Annotated in this window: 10 protein-coding genes; 6 read left to right on the forward strand and 4 right to left on the reverse strand. The window is 71.3% G+C overall.

Annotated features, from left to right (window positions below; translation table 11 throughout):
- Positions 1–6: 6 nt before the first annotated feature.
- The 6 genes from OG852_RS43895 (at position 7) to OG852_RS43920 (ending at position 10,469) form a co-directional block, all read left to right on the forward strand.
- Complete coding sequence (locus OG852_RS43895; RefSeq protein ID WP_133914362.1) at positions 7–975, forward strand: ABC transporter substrate-binding protein; 969 nt, start codon at positions 7–9, stop codon at positions 973–975.
- A 235-nt stretch (positions 976–1,210) separates the two neighbouring features.
- Complete coding sequence (locus OG852_RS43900; RefSeq protein WP_133914361.1) at positions 1,211–3,649, forward strand: GcvT family protein; 2,439 nt, start codon at positions 1,211–1,213, stop codon at positions 3,647–3,649.
- A 24-nt stretch (positions 3,650–3,673) separates the two neighbouring features.
- Positions 3,674–4,906 carry a sarcosine oxidase subunit beta family protein gene (locus OG852_RS43905; protein ID WP_133914360.1) on the forward strand — a complete coding sequence of 411 codons (1,233 nt, stop codon included), beginning with the start codon at positions 3,674–3,676 and terminating at the stop codon, positions 4,904–4,906.
- A 39-nt stretch (positions 4,907–4,945) separates the two neighbouring features.
- The gene (locus OG852_RS43910; RefSeq protein WP_330350795.1) at positions 4,946–8,188 is read left to right on the forward strand and encodes a sarcosine oxidase subunit delta family protein; all 3,243 of its coding nucleotides are present in this window, start codon (positions 4,946–4,948) and stop codon (positions 8,186–8,188) included.
- Positions 8,181–8,783: a sarcosine oxidase subunit gamma gene (locus tag OG852_RS43915; protein ID WP_330350796.1), complete on the forward strand. Its 603-nt coding sequence runs from the start codon at positions 8,181–8,183 to the stop codon at positions 8,781–8,783. Before OG852_RS43910 ends, OG852_RS43915 begins: the two co-directional genes overlap by 8 nt.
- 87 nt (positions 8,784–8,870) lie before the next feature.
- A complete protein-coding gene (locus tag OG852_RS43920; RefSeq protein ID WP_330350797.1) occupies positions 8,871–10,469 on the forward strand; it encodes a serine/threonine-protein kinase in 1,599 nt (532 codons plus the stop codon).
- Positions 10,470–10,493: 24 nt separating this feature from the next.
- Here the strand turns inward: OG852_RS43920 and OG852_RS43925 are convergent, their stop codons facing one another.
- From OG852_RS43925 to OG852_RS43940, 4 genes are read right to left on the reverse strand one after another with little or no spacing between them, the layout of a single operon-like run.
- Positions 10,494–12,299 (reverse strand): RICIN domain-containing protein, encoded by a 1,806-nt coding sequence (locus tag OG852_RS43925; RefSeq protein WP_443064621.1) that lies wholly within the window; start codon positions 12,297–12,299, stop codon positions 10,494–10,496.
- Positions 12,300–12,324: 25 nt separating this feature from the next.
- Positions 12,325–14,472, reverse strand: a complete 2,148-nt coding sequence (locus OG852_RS43930) for a beta-galactosidase (RefSeq protein ID WP_330350798.1) — start codon at positions 14,470–14,472, stop codon at positions 12,325–12,327.
- 28 nt (positions 14,473–14,500) lie between these two features.
- Entirely contained in the window at positions 14,501–15,430 is a 930-nt protein-coding gene (locus tag OG852_RS43935; RefSeq protein ID WP_330350799.1) for a carbohydrate ABC transporter permease, read from the reverse strand.
- On the reverse strand, positions 15,427–16,305 hold the full coding sequence (locus tag OG852_RS43940; protein ID WP_133914354.1) for a carbohydrate ABC transporter permease: 879 nt from the start codon (positions 16,303–16,305) through the stop codon (positions 15,427–15,429). The genes OG852_RS43935 and OG852_RS43940 overlap by 4 nt, the downstream gene beginning before the upstream one ends.

Here is a 16,305-nt window from a genome sequence, read left to right on the forward strand (position 1 = left end):
GACACCATGGCAAGACACTGGCGTGCCGGCGCGGCCGGCCTGGCCGTCCTCGGCCTCACCCTCACCGCGTGCGGCGGTGCGAAGGTCGGCGAGGACTCCTCGGGTTCGGGCAGCTCGGGCGGCTCCGGCAAGTGCGGGACGTTCAATCTCGCGGTCAACCCCTGGGTGGGCTACGAGGCGGACGCGGCGGTCGTCGCGTACGTCGCCCAGCACGACCTCGGCTGCACGGTCACCAAGAAGGACCTCAAGGAGGAGATCGCCTGGCAGGGCTTCGGCACCGGCGAGGTGGACGCCGTCCTCGAGAACTGGGGCCACGACGACCTGAAGAAGAAGTACATCACCGACCAGAAGACCGCTGTGGAGGCCGGCTCCACCGGCAACAAGGGGATCATCGGCTGGTACCTGCCCCCGTGGCTGGCGAAGGCCCACCCCGACATCACCGACTACAAGAACCTGAACAAGTACGCCGCCAACTTCAAGACCTCGGAGTCGGGCGGCAAGGGCCAGCTCCTGGACGGCGACCCGTCGTACGTCACGAACGACGAGGCCCTGGTCAAGAACCTGAAGCTGGACTTCAAGGTGGTGTACGCGGGCAGTGAGACCGCGCTCATCCAGGCCTTCCGCAAGGCGGAGAAGAACAAGGAATGGGTGATCGGCTACTTCTACGAGCCGCAGTGGTTCCTGTCCGAGGTGCCCCTGGTCAAGGTGAACCTGCCCAAGTACACCGACGGCTGTGACGCCGACGCGGCCAAGGTCGCCTGCGACTACCCCGTCTACGACCTGGACAAGATCGTCAGCGCGAAGTTCGCCAAGTCGGGCAGCCCCGCCTACGACCTGGTGAAGAACTTCAACTGGACGAACGACGACCAGAACACCGTGGCCAAGTACATCGCGGAGGACAAGATGACGGCCGACGCGGCCGCCAAGAAGTGGGTCGAGGCCAACCCCGACAAGGTGAAGGCCTGGCTCGGGTAGTCCCGTATCCAGGGCGGTGGAACATGCCCGGCCGGGGGGTGCGCGTGGGTGCGCACCGCCCGCCGGGCATCGCCATGTCCGGGGCCCCCTCCGAGCTGCGGTTCCGCCTGTTGTCCGACGTCACGGACCCCTTGACACCCCTCCCCGTGACGGGCACATTGAGTTGCGCAACCTGAACTACGTTGCGTAAACAGCAACTCAACCGGCTGGGTCGGTTTGATGCGGAGGTGCGGCGATGGCGGGACCCCGAGTGGTGATCATCGGTGCGGGCGTCGTGGGAGCGGCCCTGGCCGACGAGATCTCCGCGCGTGGCTGGACCGAGGTGACGGTGGTCGACCAGGGCCCGCTGCCCGCCACCGGGGGCTCGACGTCGCACGCCCCGGGCCTGGTCTTCCAGACGAACTCCTCCAAGACGATGACGGAACTGGCCCGCTACACGGTGGAGAAGTTCTGTTCCCTGGACGTGGACGGCAAGCCCTGCTTCCTCCAGGTCGGCGGTCTGGAGGTGGCCACCACCCCGGAGCGGCTGACCGAGCTGCGGCGCCGGCACGGCTGGGTCACCGCCTGGGGCATCGAGGCGCAGCTCCTCACGGCGCAGGAGTGCGTCGAGCGGCACCCGCTGGTCGACGGGGAGAAGGTCCTCGGCGGCCTCCTCGTCCCCACCGACGGCCTGGCGAAGGCGGTCCTCGCGGTGGAGGCACAGATCCGCCGGGCGACCGAACGCGGCGTGACGTTCCGGGCCCGCCACGAGGTCCTCGACATCCTGCAGACGGACGGTGAGGTCACCGGCGTCCTCACGGACCAGGGTGAGATCCCGGCGGACATCGTGGTGTGCTGCGCGGGCATCTGGGGGCCGAGGATCGCCCGCATGGTCGGCATGAACCTCCCGCTGACCCCGCTGGCCCACCAGCTCGCCTGGACAGGCCCGATCCCCGCGCTGGCGGGGCAGCGGGAGGAGGCGGTCCGTCCGATCCTGCGCCACCAGGACGCCGACCTGTACTACCGGGACCGTTTCGACGGCCTGGGCATCGGCTACTACGGGCACCGCCCGATGCCGATCTCGGCCGACGACATCCTCTCCGTGGACGAGGCCGAGGCCATGCCGTCGGTACTGAAGTTCACCGAGGAGGACTTCGAGACCGCGTGGAGCGAGACGCGGTCCCTGCTGCCCTCGACCCGCGAGGCCAAGATCGAGGAGGGCATCAACGGCCTGTTCTCCTTCACCACCGACAACTTCCCGCTGCTGGGCGAGTCCTCGGACGTGAAGGGCTTCTGGGTCGCCGAAGCCGTGTGGGTCACCCACTCCGCGGGCGTCGGCCGCGCCATGGCCGAGTGGCTGGTCGACGGCTACTGCTCCTCCTTCGACCTGCACGAGTGCGACGTCAACCGGTTCGAACCGCACCAGTTGTCCCCGGAGTACGTCCTGGCCCGTGACTGCCAGAACTTCGTCGAGGTCTACGACATCCTGCACCCCTTGCAGCCCTCCGGTGACCCGCGCCCGATCCGCACCAGCCCCTTCCACGCCCGGCAGCAGGAGAAGGGCGCCTTCTTCCTGGAGGCGAACGGCTGGGAGCGGCCGCAGTGGTACGAGGCCAACGCGCGCCTCGTCGAGGGCCGCACCATCCCCACCCCGAACGACTGGGCGGCGCAGTTCTGGTCGCCGATCGTCGGCGCGGAGGCACAGGTCACCCGTGAGACCGTCGCCCTGTACGACATGACGGCCCTCAAGCGCCTGGAGGTGACCGGCCCCGGTGCGGCCGGCTTCCTGGAGCGCCTGACCACCAGCAAGGTCGCCAAGTCGGTCGGCTCGGTGACCTACACCCTGCTGCTGGACCACGACGGCGGCATCCGCAGTGATGTCACGGTCGCCCGTCTCGGCCGCGACCGGTTCCAGATCGGCGCGAACGGCAACCTGGACCTGGACTGGCTGACCCGTCACCTGCCCGCCGACGGCACGGTCCAGGTCCGTGACATCACCGCCGGCACCTGCTGCGTCGGCCTGTGGGGCCCGCTCGCCCGCAAGGTCCTCCAGCCCCTGACGGACACGGACTTCTCCGCCGAGGGCCTGAAGTACTTCCGCGCCCAGCACGCCTACATCGGCAGCGTCCCGGTCACCGCGATGCGCCTGTCCTACGTCGGCGAACTCGGCTGGGAGCTCTACACCACCGCCGACCAGGGCCAGAAGCTCTGGGACACCCTCTGGGCGGCGGCCGAACCGCTCGGCGGGATCGTCGCCGGACGCGGCGCCTTCAACAGCCTGCGCCTGGAGAAGGGCTACCGCTCCTTCGGCACCGACATGACCTACGAGCACGACCCCTACGAGGCCGGCGTCGCCTTCGCCGTCCGGCCCGACAAGGGCGACTTCATCGGCAAGGAGGCACTGGAGCGCCGCAGGGACGACGTCCGCCGCAAGCTCACCTGCCTCACCATCGACGACCCCCGCTCGGTCGTCATGGGCAAGGAACCCGTCTACGACGGCGACCGCGCGGTCGGGTACGTCACCAGCGCCGCCTACGGCTACACCATCGGCAAGGGCATCGCCTACGCCTGGCTCCCGGCCGGGCTCGCCGCCCCCGGCACCACCCTCCACATCGGCTACTTCGACCAGCGGATCGAGGCGGTCGTCGCCGAGGAGCCCCTGTTCGACCCGACCATGTCCCGCCTTCGTGGCTGAGCGCGCAGAACACGGAGTCGCCCGATGAGCCCTCGCACCCCCGGCGCCGAGCTGCCCGACCACCCCGACCGGCTGTGGCGCACACCCGAGCCGAAGCGTTCCTACGACGTCGTGATCGTCGGCGGCGGCGGCCACGGACTGGCCACCGCGCACTATCTGGCGAAGAACCACGGGATCACCAACGTGGCGGTGCTGGAGAAGGGCTGGCTGGCGGGCGGGAACATGGCCCGCAACACCACGATCATCCGCTCGAACTACCTGTGGGACGAGAGCGCGGGCATCTACGAGCACGCCCTGAAACTGTGGGAGGGACTGGCCGAGGAGCTGGACTATCCGATCCTCTTCTCCCAGCGGGGTGTGCTGAACCTGGCGCACAGTCTTCAGGACGTGCGGGACAGCGTGCGCCGGGTGGAGGCCAACCGCCTCAACGGTGTGGACGCCGAGTGGCTGGACGCCGAGCAGGTCAAGGAAGTCTGCCCGATCGTCAACGTCTCCCCGGACGTGCGCTATCCGGTGCTGGGCGCGACCTACCAGCCGCGCGCCGGTATCGCCAAGCACGACTACGTGGCGTGGGCCTTCGCCCGGTCCGCGGACGCGGCAGGGGTGGACATCATCCAGAACTGCGAGGTCACCGGCCTCGACGTCATCGACGGACGGGTCGTCGGCGTCCAAACCACGCTCGGCCCGATCGCGGCGGGCAGGGTGGCGCTGTGCTCGGCCGGCCACACCTCGGTCCTGGCCGCCATGGCCGGCGTCGAACTGCCCCTCCAGAGCCACCCGTTGCAGGCTCTGGTCTCGGAGCTGCTGGAGCCGGTCCACCCGACGGTCGTCATGTCCAACGCCGTCCATGTGTACGTCAGCCAGGCGCACAAGGGCGAGCTGGTCATGGGCGCGGGCATCGACGCCTACAACTCCTACACCCAGCGGGGCGCGTTCCACATCATCGAGGAGCAGATGGCGGCGGCGCTGGAGCTGTTCCCGGTCTTCGCGCGTGCCCATGTGCTGAGGACCTGGGGCGGGATCGTGGACGTGAGTCCGGACGCCTCGCCGATCGTCGGGCTGAGCCCGGTGGACGGGCTGTACCTCAACTGCGGCTGGGGAACGGGAGGTTTCAAGGCCACGCCGGGGGTCGGCTGGGTCTACGCCCACACCATCGCGCACGACAGCCCGCATGCCCTGAACGCCCCCTTCTCGCTCGACCGTTTCACCACCGGCGCGCTCGTGGACGAGCACGGCGCGGCCGCGGTGGCCCACTAGACACCACCGGACACCACCGGACTCTCTGGGAGTCGATCCATGCTGCTCATCCCCTGCCCGTGGTGCGGGCCCCGTGACGAGGCCGAGTTCCACTACGGCGGCCAGGCCCATGTGCCCTATCCGGAGAACCCGGCGGAGCTGTCCGACGAGGAGTGGGCCCGTTACCTGTTCTTCCGTGACAACCCCAAGGGGCCCTTCGCGGAACGCTGGAGCCACTCGGCGGGCTGCCGACGCTGGTTCAACGCGGTGCGCGACACCTCGACGAACGAGATCCTGACGGTGTACAGGGCGGGGGAGGAACGCCCTGCGACTCCTGAGCCCCGCTCCGTCCGACCGGCCCGTCCGGCGTCGGAGGACCCGGCCGCTTCAGGGCCGAAGCGGGTGTCCGCGGGCGCGTCCCCCGGCGGGATCGAAGAGGCGGAGCCCCCGGACGACGGGACGGGCAGGGGCACCGTGGGCGAGGCCGACCAGCCCTACCGCCACCCCACCCGAGGCCGGATCCACCGCGACACCCCCCTCACGTTCACCTTCGACGGCATCGCCTACCAGGGCTACCAGGGCGACACCCTCGCGTCGGCGCTCCTGGCCAACGGCGTCGTCCAGACCGGCACCAGCATCAAGCTCGGCCGCCCCCGGGGCATCTTCTCCGCCGGGGTCGAAGAGCCGAACGCCGTGATCCAGATCGAGGCCCCCTTCCCCGAGCCCATGCTCCCCGCCACCACGGTCGAGCTCTACGACGGCCTGGTCGCGACCAGCCTGCCCGGTCAGGGCCGCCTCGCCGCGGAACCCGACCCGGCCCGCTACGACGCCGTGCACGCCCACTGCGACCTGTTGATCGTCGGCGCGGGCCCGGCCGGTCTCGCGGCGGCCGCCGCGGCGGCCCGGTCCGGTGCCCGGGTCATCCTGGCCGACGACCAGCCGGAGCCGGGCGGCAGCCTGCTCGGCACCGGCGAACACCTCGGCTGGGTGCGGGAGGTCACCGCCCTGCTCGCCACCGCCCCCGAGGTCCGCGTCCTGCCCCGCACCACCGTCTTCGGCTACTACGACGACAACCACCTCCTCGCTGTCGAGCGCCGTACGAACCACCTCGGCGCGGCGGCTCCGGAGAACGTCTCCCGCGAGCGGGTGTGGCGGATCCGCGCCCGCCGGGTGGTCCTGGCCACCGGCGCCCACGAGCGTTCGCTGGCCTTCGCCGACAACGACCGACCCGGTGTGATGCTGGCGGCCTCCGCCCGCACCCATGTGCACCGGTACGGTGTCCTGCCCGGCCGCCGCGCGGTCGTCCTCACCACCAACGACAGCGCCTACGCCGCCGCGCTGGACCTGCGCGCCGCCGGCGTGGACGTCCCCGTGATCGTCGACACCCGCGCGCAGGCGGGGGAGTGGGCCGAGCGCGCGGGCGCGGCCGGAATCGAGGTGCTGACCGGTCACGCCGTCATCGGCACGGACGGCGACACGCGCCTGACGGCCGTGACCGTCGCGCCGTACGGAGAGACCACGGGCGGACGGGAGTTCGCCGCCGATCTGCTGCTGGTGTCCGGCGGCTGGAACCCGGTCGCCCATCTGTTCAGCCAGTCCGGCGGGAGACTCCGCCACGACGACACCCTCGGCGCCTTCGTCCCCGACACCAGCCGTCAGGCCGTCGAGGTCGCGGGCTCCGCGAGCGGCGCCCTCCATCTGCCCACCGTCCTCGCCCAGGGCGCCGCGGCCGCCGCCCGCGCACTGGAGGCCGAGGGCTACACCGCCGAGACCCCTGCCCTCCCGGACGCGACCGCGCACCCGCACACCCCGCCGATGCACGTCTTCGCCGTCCCCGGCCGCGAAGGCGCCCCCCGTTTCGTGGACCTCCAGCGCGATGTGACGGTCGACGACCTGACCCGTGCGACGGGGGCGGGTCTGCGGTCGGTGGAGCACACCAAGCGCTACACCACCGCGGGTACCGCCAACGACCAGGGCAAGACCTCCGGCCTCCTCGCGGGCGGCGTCGTGGCCGAGCTCCTCGGCGTGGACGTCTCCGCCCTGGGCACCACCACCTTCCGCCCGCCCTACGTCCCGGTCTCCTTCGCCGCGCTCGCCGGCCGCGACCGGGGCACGCTGAGCGACCCGGTGCGCACCACCGCCCTGCACGACTGGCACGTCACCCACGGGGCGCTGTTCGAGAACGTCGGCCAGTGGAAGCGCCCCTGGTACTACCCCCGGCCCGGCGAGGACATGGACACCGCCGTGCTGCGCGAATGCGCCGCCGCCCGCGAGAGCGTGGCGTTCATGGACGCCTCCACCCTCGGCAAGATCGACGTCCAGGGCGCGGACGCGGGCGCCTTCCTGGACCTGCTCTACACCAACATGATGAGCACCCTGAAGGTCGGCATGATCCGCTACGGCGTGATGTGCCGCCCCGACGGCATGGTCTTCGACGACGGCACCGTCATCCGGCTCGCCCCCGACCGTTTCCTGGTCACCACCACCACCGGCAACGCCGCCACCGTCCTGGACTGGATGGAGGAATGGCTCCAGACCGAATGGCCCCACCTCCAGGTCCACTGCACCTCCGTGACCGAACAGTGGGCGACCGTCGCCCTGGTGGGCCCGAAGTCCCGCGAGGTCCTGGGCTCACTGGCACCCCGACTCACCGTGTCCAACGACGCGTTCCCGTTCATGGCCTGGCGCGAGACCACCGTCGCGGGCATCGAGGCCCGCGTCTGCCGGATCAGCTTCTCCGGCGAACTCGCCTACGAGATCAACGTCTCCCCCTGGGAGGCCGTCGCCCTCTGGGAAGCACTCCACGAGGCCGGCACCCCGTACGGCATCACCCCCTACGGCACCGAGACCATGCACGTCCTGCGCGCCGAGAAGGGCTACCCCATCATCGGCCAGGACACCGACGGCACCGTCACCCCCCAGGACCTCGGCATGAGCTGGGCGGTGTCGAAGAAGAAGCCCGACTTCCTCGGCAAACGCTCCTTCGCCCGCGCCGACACCCTGCGCCCCGACCGCAAACACCTCGTCGGCCTGCTGCCCGACGACCCCGCCGCCTTCCTCCCCGAAGGCACCCACCTCGTCGCCGACGGCGTCCTGCCCGCACCCCCGGTCCCGATGCTCGGCCACGTCACCTCCAGCTACCGCAGCGCCGCCCTCGACCGGACCTTCGCCCTCGCCCTGATCAAGGGCGGCCGCGACCGCGTCGGCGAACGCCTCTACGCCCCCGTCGGCGACCGGATGGTCCCCGTGACCGTCACCGGCCCCGTCCTCTTCGACCCCGAGGGAGCCCGCCGCGATGGCTGACACCACCCCCGCCGCCCCGCTCCGCAGCCCCCTGAGAAGCGCCAAGGACCGGCTGGCCACCGCCACCCGCGCCTCCCAGGGCCGGATCCGCCTCGCCGAACTCCCCTTCCTGGCCCAGCTCGACGTGCGCCTCGACCCCAAGGGCCCGGCCGCGGACGCCGTCGGAGTCGCCCTGGGCCTCCCCCTCCCCCTCGAACCCAACACCGTCATCCGCACCGGCGACCTGACCGCCCTGTGGCTCGGCCCCGACGAATGGCTCGTCGTGGGCCGGCCCGGGACCGCGCGCGAGCTGGAGAGCCGGGTGCGGGAGGCTGCCGACGACGAACCCGTGGCCGTCACCGACGTCTCCGCGCAACGCACCACCCTCCTCGTCACCGGCCCCCACGCCCGCGACCTCCTCGCCCACGGGTGCGCCCTGGACCTGCACCCCCGTGCCTTCGGCCCAGGACACTGCGCCCAGACCACCCTCGGCCGCACCCAGGTCGTCCTCGTCGCCCGCGACGAACCGGGCGGCGGGTTCTGGGTCCTGGTCCGCTCCTCCTTCGCCGGCTACCTCACCGACTGGCTCCTGGACGCCGCCGCCGAGTATCTCTGAGCACGCCTGTCACCGCGCTGGGCTAGAGTCTCGCCTCGACCCTCGCCCGGACGTCCCGGCCGGGGTGGCGCGCTGGGGGTACGGCACATGGAGCCCGGAAGAATCGCACTGTCCGGCTACGACATCCAGGGGGTCCTGGGCCAGGGCGGGTTCGCCACGGTGTACCGGGCCAGACAACTGGCCGTGGGCCGGGAGGTCGCGCTGAAGGTGGACAGCCGGGTGCTGTCCACCCCGCGCGACCGGCAGCGCTTCCTGCGCGAGGTCACCGCGGCCGGGCAGCTGTCCGGGCATCCGCACGTCGTCCCCGTGTACGACGCCGGGGTGCTGCCCGACGACCGCCCCTACATGGTGCTGGAGTTGTGCCCGGGGGGTTCGCTGGGCGAGCGGCTGCACCGGCAGGGAGCCTTCCCGCCGAAGGAGGCACGCGACATCGGGGTGGGGCTCGCGGACGCCGTGGCCGCCGCCCACGCCGCCGGGGTGCTGCACCGCGACATCAAGCCCGGCAATGTGATGGTCAACCGGTACGGCGGAGTGGCCCTCACCGACTTCGGGCTCGCGGCGATGCCCCGCCCGGGGCGTGAACTGTCCGTGACCCGCGAGGCGCTGACCCCCGCCTACGCGCCGCCCGAGGCCTTTCACCTCGCCGAACCCACCCCGGCCGGGGACGTGTACTCGCTGGCGGCCACCCTGTACGCCCTGCTGCGCGGCTTCCCGCCGCACCACCCGGACGACGGGACCCAGCTCAGCCTCGCCGAACTGATCGTCCGGCACACCTGGCCGTACGTCCCGCTGCACGGGATGCCGACGACTCTCAACGAGGTGCTCCGCCACGCCCTGGCCCCGGACCCGGCCGAGCGGCTGTCCGACGCGGGCGCCTTCAGGGACGCGCTCGCCGCCGTCGACCTCGACACGATCGCCCTGGGCGGCCCCGGCGGCTTCGGACCGGCCCCGACCATGACCACCGTCCCGTACCACCGGGACGCGCCGCCCGTCCGCGAGGAGATCCCCCCGACGGTGCCGCCGGGCGGGACCGGCGGAGCGGGCGGCACGACCGTGGCCGCCCCGTCGGGCGACCGAAAGGGCGGGCGGAACTCCCGGCTGATCGCCGTGCTCGCGGCCGTCGTCGTGACCGTGACCGTGTCCGTCACCGTGGTGACGAACCAGTACTTCGCCTCGGACGACGGCGACGGCGGCGCCTCCGCGTCCACCGCGCCCTCCTCCGGCGCCACCGCCGAGGACAAGGGCGCGTCCGCCTTCGGTGTGCCCACCACCACCGAGAACTGTCCCGCGACGAGCGTCGACGGCGTGGGCGGCCGGTGTGTGGCGAGCCCGGAGTGCTGGAGCGGCATCGTCGACATCTCCGGCATCGTCACCGTCAGCCGGGCGGACTGCGCGGCCGCGCACGTGTGGGAGACCTTCGCGATCGCCCCGCTGCCGAAGGACGGCATGACGAACAACGCCCGGGACCTGATCAAGCATCCGGACGTCGAGGCGCTGTGCTCGCAGAAGGTGATGGCCGCGACCATGCTCCCCGAGGGCCGGAAGATCGCGGGCGAGTGGCAGACCGACATCATCCCGCCGACGGCCTCGGAGTGGGACAGGGGGCTGCGGGTCTTCCGCTGTGTGGCCGCGGCCCGCACGCAGGACGGGCAGAAGACGGGGAGCCAGTTCGCCGTCGAGAGCTGACCCCCCTCGCACCCGGTTCACCTGCTACTGGACGAGCTCCCAGTCCTGTGAACCGTCGGTGGCGGCGGTCTGCAGGGTGAGCTGTCCCCCGGCGGTCCCACCGGTCAGGTACACGCTCGTGTTCTTGACCGACTGCAGTCTGTAGAAGCCGTCGCCGGTCTTGACGAGGTTCCAACTGCCGGTCTTGCTGTTGTCGACCCACTGGCCGATCTTCTGGCCGGCCGTCGCGTTCCCGGTCCAGACGGCCGCCGCGCGTCCGCCCGCCTTGTTGAGGAGGGTCACGCCGCCCTGCGGCTCGGTCACCACATGCCAGTACTGGGTGTCCGGGTTCGCCGCCGAGCCGGGGGCCTCCAGGCGGACGTCGGGCACGTCCCCGTTGCCGATGTTCGCGTCGTTGGTCCTGTTCCCGGTGCCGATCACCTGGTCCGTCCCGCGGTTCACCAACTGGTAGTAGGCGCCGGCCGAGTGACCGAGGTCGACCTCGGCGAACTTGAGCGTCGACGTTCCCTGGTTGTTGAGGATCACGACGCGGCCGGTGCCCTCGACGTACTGCAGGTTGCGGCTGTAGGCGCCGGGCGAGGTCGTCTGGTACTCCTTCCACGTGCCGTCGCCGCGTCCGCTCTCGTTGACCCAGACGTTGCCGCTGCCGGCGGCGTTGTACACCAGACGGCCGCCGGGGAGCCGGACGAGGACCGGGCTGCCGCCCGTCGCGAGCGCGTGGGAACCGGCGTCGAGCGGCAGACCGGTGACCGCCGTGCCCGTGGCCGAGCCGAGGAAGAACCTCAGCGGGTCGTCGGCGATCCGGTACCGGGTGTCGGCGCCGCCGCCCCAGTACTCGTAGGTGATCATCCACCTGCCGTCCGTCGTCCGGACGACATTGGTCATGCCGGGGCGGCCGCCGCCGATCTCGGTCTTCCCACCGCCCATGGTCTGGGTCAGGCCCGCGATGTCGACGACCGGGTCGCTCCACGCCGCGCCGCGCCCGTCCCAGGTCCGGTGGACCAGGATCTGGCCCCCCGAATCCGGGGCCGTGTCGTTGGCGGGGTCCAGGGTGGGCACCCCGGTGCTCGCGTTGAAGCCGGTGTAGTCGTTCTCGTCGGAGTAGTAGCAGACCAGCTTGCCCTTGTAGACCATCAGATACGGCTCCCACAGGGGATCGACCTGACGGTTGGTGTTCGCGGCGGCGATGTTCTGGCCGACCGCGCCCGCGCTGCCTCCCTGCCAGCCGCCCGTGGCGACGACGTTGACGACCTTCCAGCTCGCGCCGTCGTCGGTGCTGGAGTACAGGGCGATCGCCAGGTCCCTGCGGTCGCCGTCGTTGGTCGGCGTCCAGTTCGGGTCGGCCGCCTTGTGTTCCTTGTAGTAGGCGTCGTCGCCCGACACCACGCTCGCCAGCAGCAGCGTGCCCTGCTTCAGGTCGCCGACGTCCTGGGGAAGGACGTACAGGTACGGGTTCGTCCAGTTGCTCGTGTACTTCGCGTACGCGGGGTCGCTCGACAGGTAGGCCGGGGCCTTGACCTCCGACAGCGGCTGCCAGGTCGTGCCGTGGTCGTCGCTCTTGTGGACCGGGAGCGTCTGCCCGTCGGCGCTTTGCGTCGCCGGCACCACCGTGGACCTCTCGAACGCGGCGACGAGCCGGCCGTTCGGCAGCTGCGCCGACTTCGGGTAGATCGCGCAGTTGCCGCGCCCCTTCAGACACGGCTCGCTGCCGAGCTGATAGAGCGTGCCACCTGTCGGGTCGTACGCCTGCGCGCTGGACAGGGGGATCACCAGCAGCGCCGACACCGCGCCGAGACCCCCCAGTACCCTGGCGGTTCTTCTTCCGTGCACAGCCCCTCCTTCGGGGACGGGATCATCAGTGGTCGTCGGCCACCAGCACGCGGACGTCCCACGGGCCGAGGTCCAGCGCGGTGCCGGCGGCGACGGAGCCGCCGTCCAGGGCGTCGACGAGGTCCACCGGAGCCGTCGCGCTCGCCGGCTCCCAGCTCCAGTTGTGGACGATGTGGACGCGGCGCCCCTGCGGGGAGGTGCCGGTCGTGGCCGTGACCGACGCCGGGAGGTCCCGCCAGCCGCTGCGCGGCGTCGGCGCCACCCACGCGGCGAGCGCGCGGGCGAGTTCACGGCCGGGGACCGTCCCGACGTACGTCACCCGGCCGGCGCCGTGCGGGCGGGTGGTGACCGCGGGCCAGCGGCCGAAGTGCGGATGGACGTACTCCACCAGGGCGTCGGCGTCGACGACCGTCAGGGCGTCGGCCCAGCGGGTCGCCGTCGCGGACTCCGGCAACGGCAGCGGACCACCGGGCACCGCGCGCACCGGTATCGGGCCCGCGAGGTTGCTGAACTCGTCGTAGCGCACCCCCGCCGCCTCCACCAGACGGGCCGGCGCCTGCTCGTGACGGGCCCGGGCCTCGTGGTCGGCGTACGCGGTGCGCGGCCCCAGCACCAGATGGCCGCCCGCCCGCGCGTACGCCCCGAGCCAGTCGATCGTCGCGTCGTCGACGACGTACAGGGCCGGCACGACGAGGACCGGATGGCGGTGCACGGCCTCCTCGGGCGTCAGGCCCGGCCGTGCGCCGCTCGGGTCGTGCAACTGCCGGGCGTGGACCATCCGGACCTGCCGCCCGGCCTCGAAGGCGCCCCGGTAGAACGGGTCGAGGATGCGGTGGTAGGAGGCCGGGTCGGGTTCGCCGTCCGGCTTCGACAGCACCGGGTGCCGCTGCATGAGCCACTTGCTGGGCAGCGAGTACACGAGCGTCACGTCGGCGTCCGGTTCCAGGCCGGCGACCAGCGGGCCCGCCGCCTCGAACTCCGCGCCCAGCCGGGCGATCTCGGCGTACGTCCGTCCGGGGCGGCCGTTGTGCGGGAGGACACCGCCCCAGTAGGTCTCGGCCCCGAAGCGCAGGGTCTGCCACTGCCAGTACTCGATCATCCGCGCCCCGCGCGCCACCAGCGCCCAGGCGCTCTGCCGCCACTGACCGTCGTAGGCGGGGCGGTTGTCCCACGCCATGCCGATGGAGTTGGCGTTGGTCTCGGTGACCAGGAACGGCGCCTGCCGCGAGGCGAACATCCAGTCCGCCGTCTGGTACATCGACCACACCCCGGTGGTCTTCCACTGCTGCTCGTGGTCCTCGGGGGTGGGGTCGGGCAGCAGCAGCCCGTCCTGCATGTCGTAGTACGGATTGCCGGCGGCGATGTCGAGGGCGTCCGTCATCTCGTCGTCCTCCACCCCCTGGCGGGTGTACGAGATGCAGGTGGTGACGAAGTGCTCCGGCCGGGCGTACTCGCGCACGATGTCGGCCTGCCAGGCGATGAACTCGGTGACCTGCCGGGCCTGGAACTCCCGCCACGCCAGGTCGTACTGGGGCTGCGCGTTGCCGTCCGGGGTCCACAGGTCGGCCCAGGTGGACAGGCGGTGCGACCAGTAGACCAGGCCCCACTCGCGGTTCAGGGTCTCCACGTCGCCGTACCTGGCCCGCAGATGGTCGACGAACCGCTGGAAGACGCCCCGGTTGTGCAGCAGGTGCAGACCGGGCTCGTTGTCGACCTGGAAGCCGATGACCGCCGGGTGGTCGGCGTATCGGGCGACGATCTTCCGGATCACCCGCTCGGCGTGGAACCGGAACGCGGGGTGGGTGATGTCCACCTCCTGGCGGGCACCCCAGCCGAGGCGCCGGCCGGTGGCGTCCTCGCCGGTGATCTCGGGGTACAGCCGGGCCAGCCACGGCGGCACGGCGTAGGTCGGGGTGCCGAGGACGACGGAGATGCCGCGCTCATGGGCGCCGTCGAGGACGGGCTGGAGCCAGTCCAGGTCGAAGCGGCCGTTCTCCGGCTCCCAGGTCGACCAGACGGACTCACCGACCCGGATGACGGTGAAGCGTGCCTCGGCCATCAGGTCGAGGTCGGTCTTGAGCTGGTCGTCCGAGGGCACGTGGGGGGCGTACTCGGGGTGGTACTCGTGGTAGAAGGCGGCACCGAACAGGACGCGGGCGGGCAGTTCCGCCATGAAGGAACCTCCGGAAGGAAGAAGAGGGCTACTGCTTGACGCCGCCGGTGGCCAGGCCGCTCTGCCAGTAGCGCTGGAGCATCAGGAAGGCCACGACGAGGGGGACGATCGACAGCAGGGAGCCGGTGACGACCAGGGCGAGCATGTCGCTGCTGGAGCCGGCCCCGCCGTTCTGCGCCTGCGCGGCCCAGGACGACAGACCGACCGTGACCGGGTAGAGATCCGGGTCGTTGAGCATGATCAGCGGCAGGAAGTAGTTGTTCCAGGTCGCCACCAGCGTGAACAGCAGCACGGTGACCAGGCCGGGCCCCAGCAGCCGCAGCGCGATCCGGACGAAGATCCGCACCTCGCCCGCGCCGTCGATCCGGGCGGCCTCCAGGAGGCTGTCGGGTACGGCGTCCTGGGCGTAGATGCGCATCAGGTACAGCCCGAACGGGTTCACCAGCGACGGCAGGATGATCGCCCAGGGCGTGTTGACCAGGCCCGCCTTCGCGAACAGCAGATAGGTCGGGATCGCCAGGGCCGTGGTCGGGACCATGACGGCCCCCAGCACGAGGTTGAACGCGAGCCGGTCGCCGCGGAAGCGGAACTTCGCGAACCCGTAGCCGCCGGCGGCGGCCAGGAGCGCGGCGCCGACCGCGCTGACGACGGCGTACACGACCGTGTTGAGCAGCCAGTGCAGGAACACCCCGTCGTCCTGGGCGAAGGTCTCCCGGACGTTCGTCAGCAGTCGCGGGGTGTGCGAGAACCAGAGGCCGAAGCTGTTGAACAGGTCCTGGGTGCTCTTGGTGGAGGCGATGAGCAGCCAGAACAGCGGGAGCAGGAAGTAGGCCAGGGCGGCCAGCATGGCGATCGTCAGGGGCGTGCTGCGACGGGCCCGGCGTGCCTTCGCGCCGGTGGTGCGCGCCGGCCGCGCGGTGTGCGGCGCGACCGTCGCCGGGGGAGTGGTGGTCGTCATGGGGTCCTCCTGCGGTTCGCGGTGAGCAGGACGCCGTAGGAGGCGACCACGATGACGAGGCCCAGGAGGAAGGAGACCGTCGCCGCGTAGTTGACCTGCTGACCGGTGAAGGCGAGGGAGTAGGCGTACAGGTTGGCGGTGTAGGAGCTGCTGATCACATCCGGGGCGATCTTCATCAGCAGGTTCGGCTCGTTGAAGAGCTGGAAGCTGCCGATGACCGAGAACAGCAGGGTGAGCAGCAGGGCGGGCCTGAGGGCCGGCAGCTTGACGGACCAGGCGATGCGCCAGGCGCCCGCCCCGTCCATCGCGGCCGCCTCGTACAGCTCCTGCGGGATCGTGCGCAGGGCGGCGTACAGGATGATCATGTTGTAGCCGACGAACTCCCAGGTCACGATGTTCGCGAGACTGCCGAGCATCCACCCGCTGCTGAGGAAGTCCGGGGCGGCGACGCCGAGTTTCCGGCTGAGCTGGGCGAACGGGCCGAAGTCCGGCCCGTACAGATAGCCCCACATGAGCGCGGCCACCACGCTCGGCACCGCGTACGGCACGAAGATGCCGAGCCGGATCACCCGGGCCAGCCGCAGCAGACCGCTGTCCAGCGCGAGCGCGAACACCAGGGCCAGCAGCAGCATCACCGGGACCTGGACCACGAAGAACAGCGCGACCCGGCCGACGCCGTGCAGGAGTTGGGGGTCGCCCAGTGCCTGCACGTAGTTGTCGAGCCCGACGAAGACCGTGCCGCCGATCAGGCGCTCCTGGAACAGGCTGAGATAGGCGGCGTAGCCGAGCGGGGCGAGGAACAGCAGCAGGAACAGCGTCAGGAACGGCGCGACGAACAGCGGGCCCGCCGAGCGGTGACGGCGTGTGGCAGCCAT

The sequence above is a fragment of the Streptomyces sp. NBC_00582 genome (genome assembly GCF_036345155.1).
Taxonomy (GTDB): domain Bacteria; phylum Actinomycetota; class Actinomycetes; order Streptomycetales; family Streptomycetaceae; genus Streptomyces.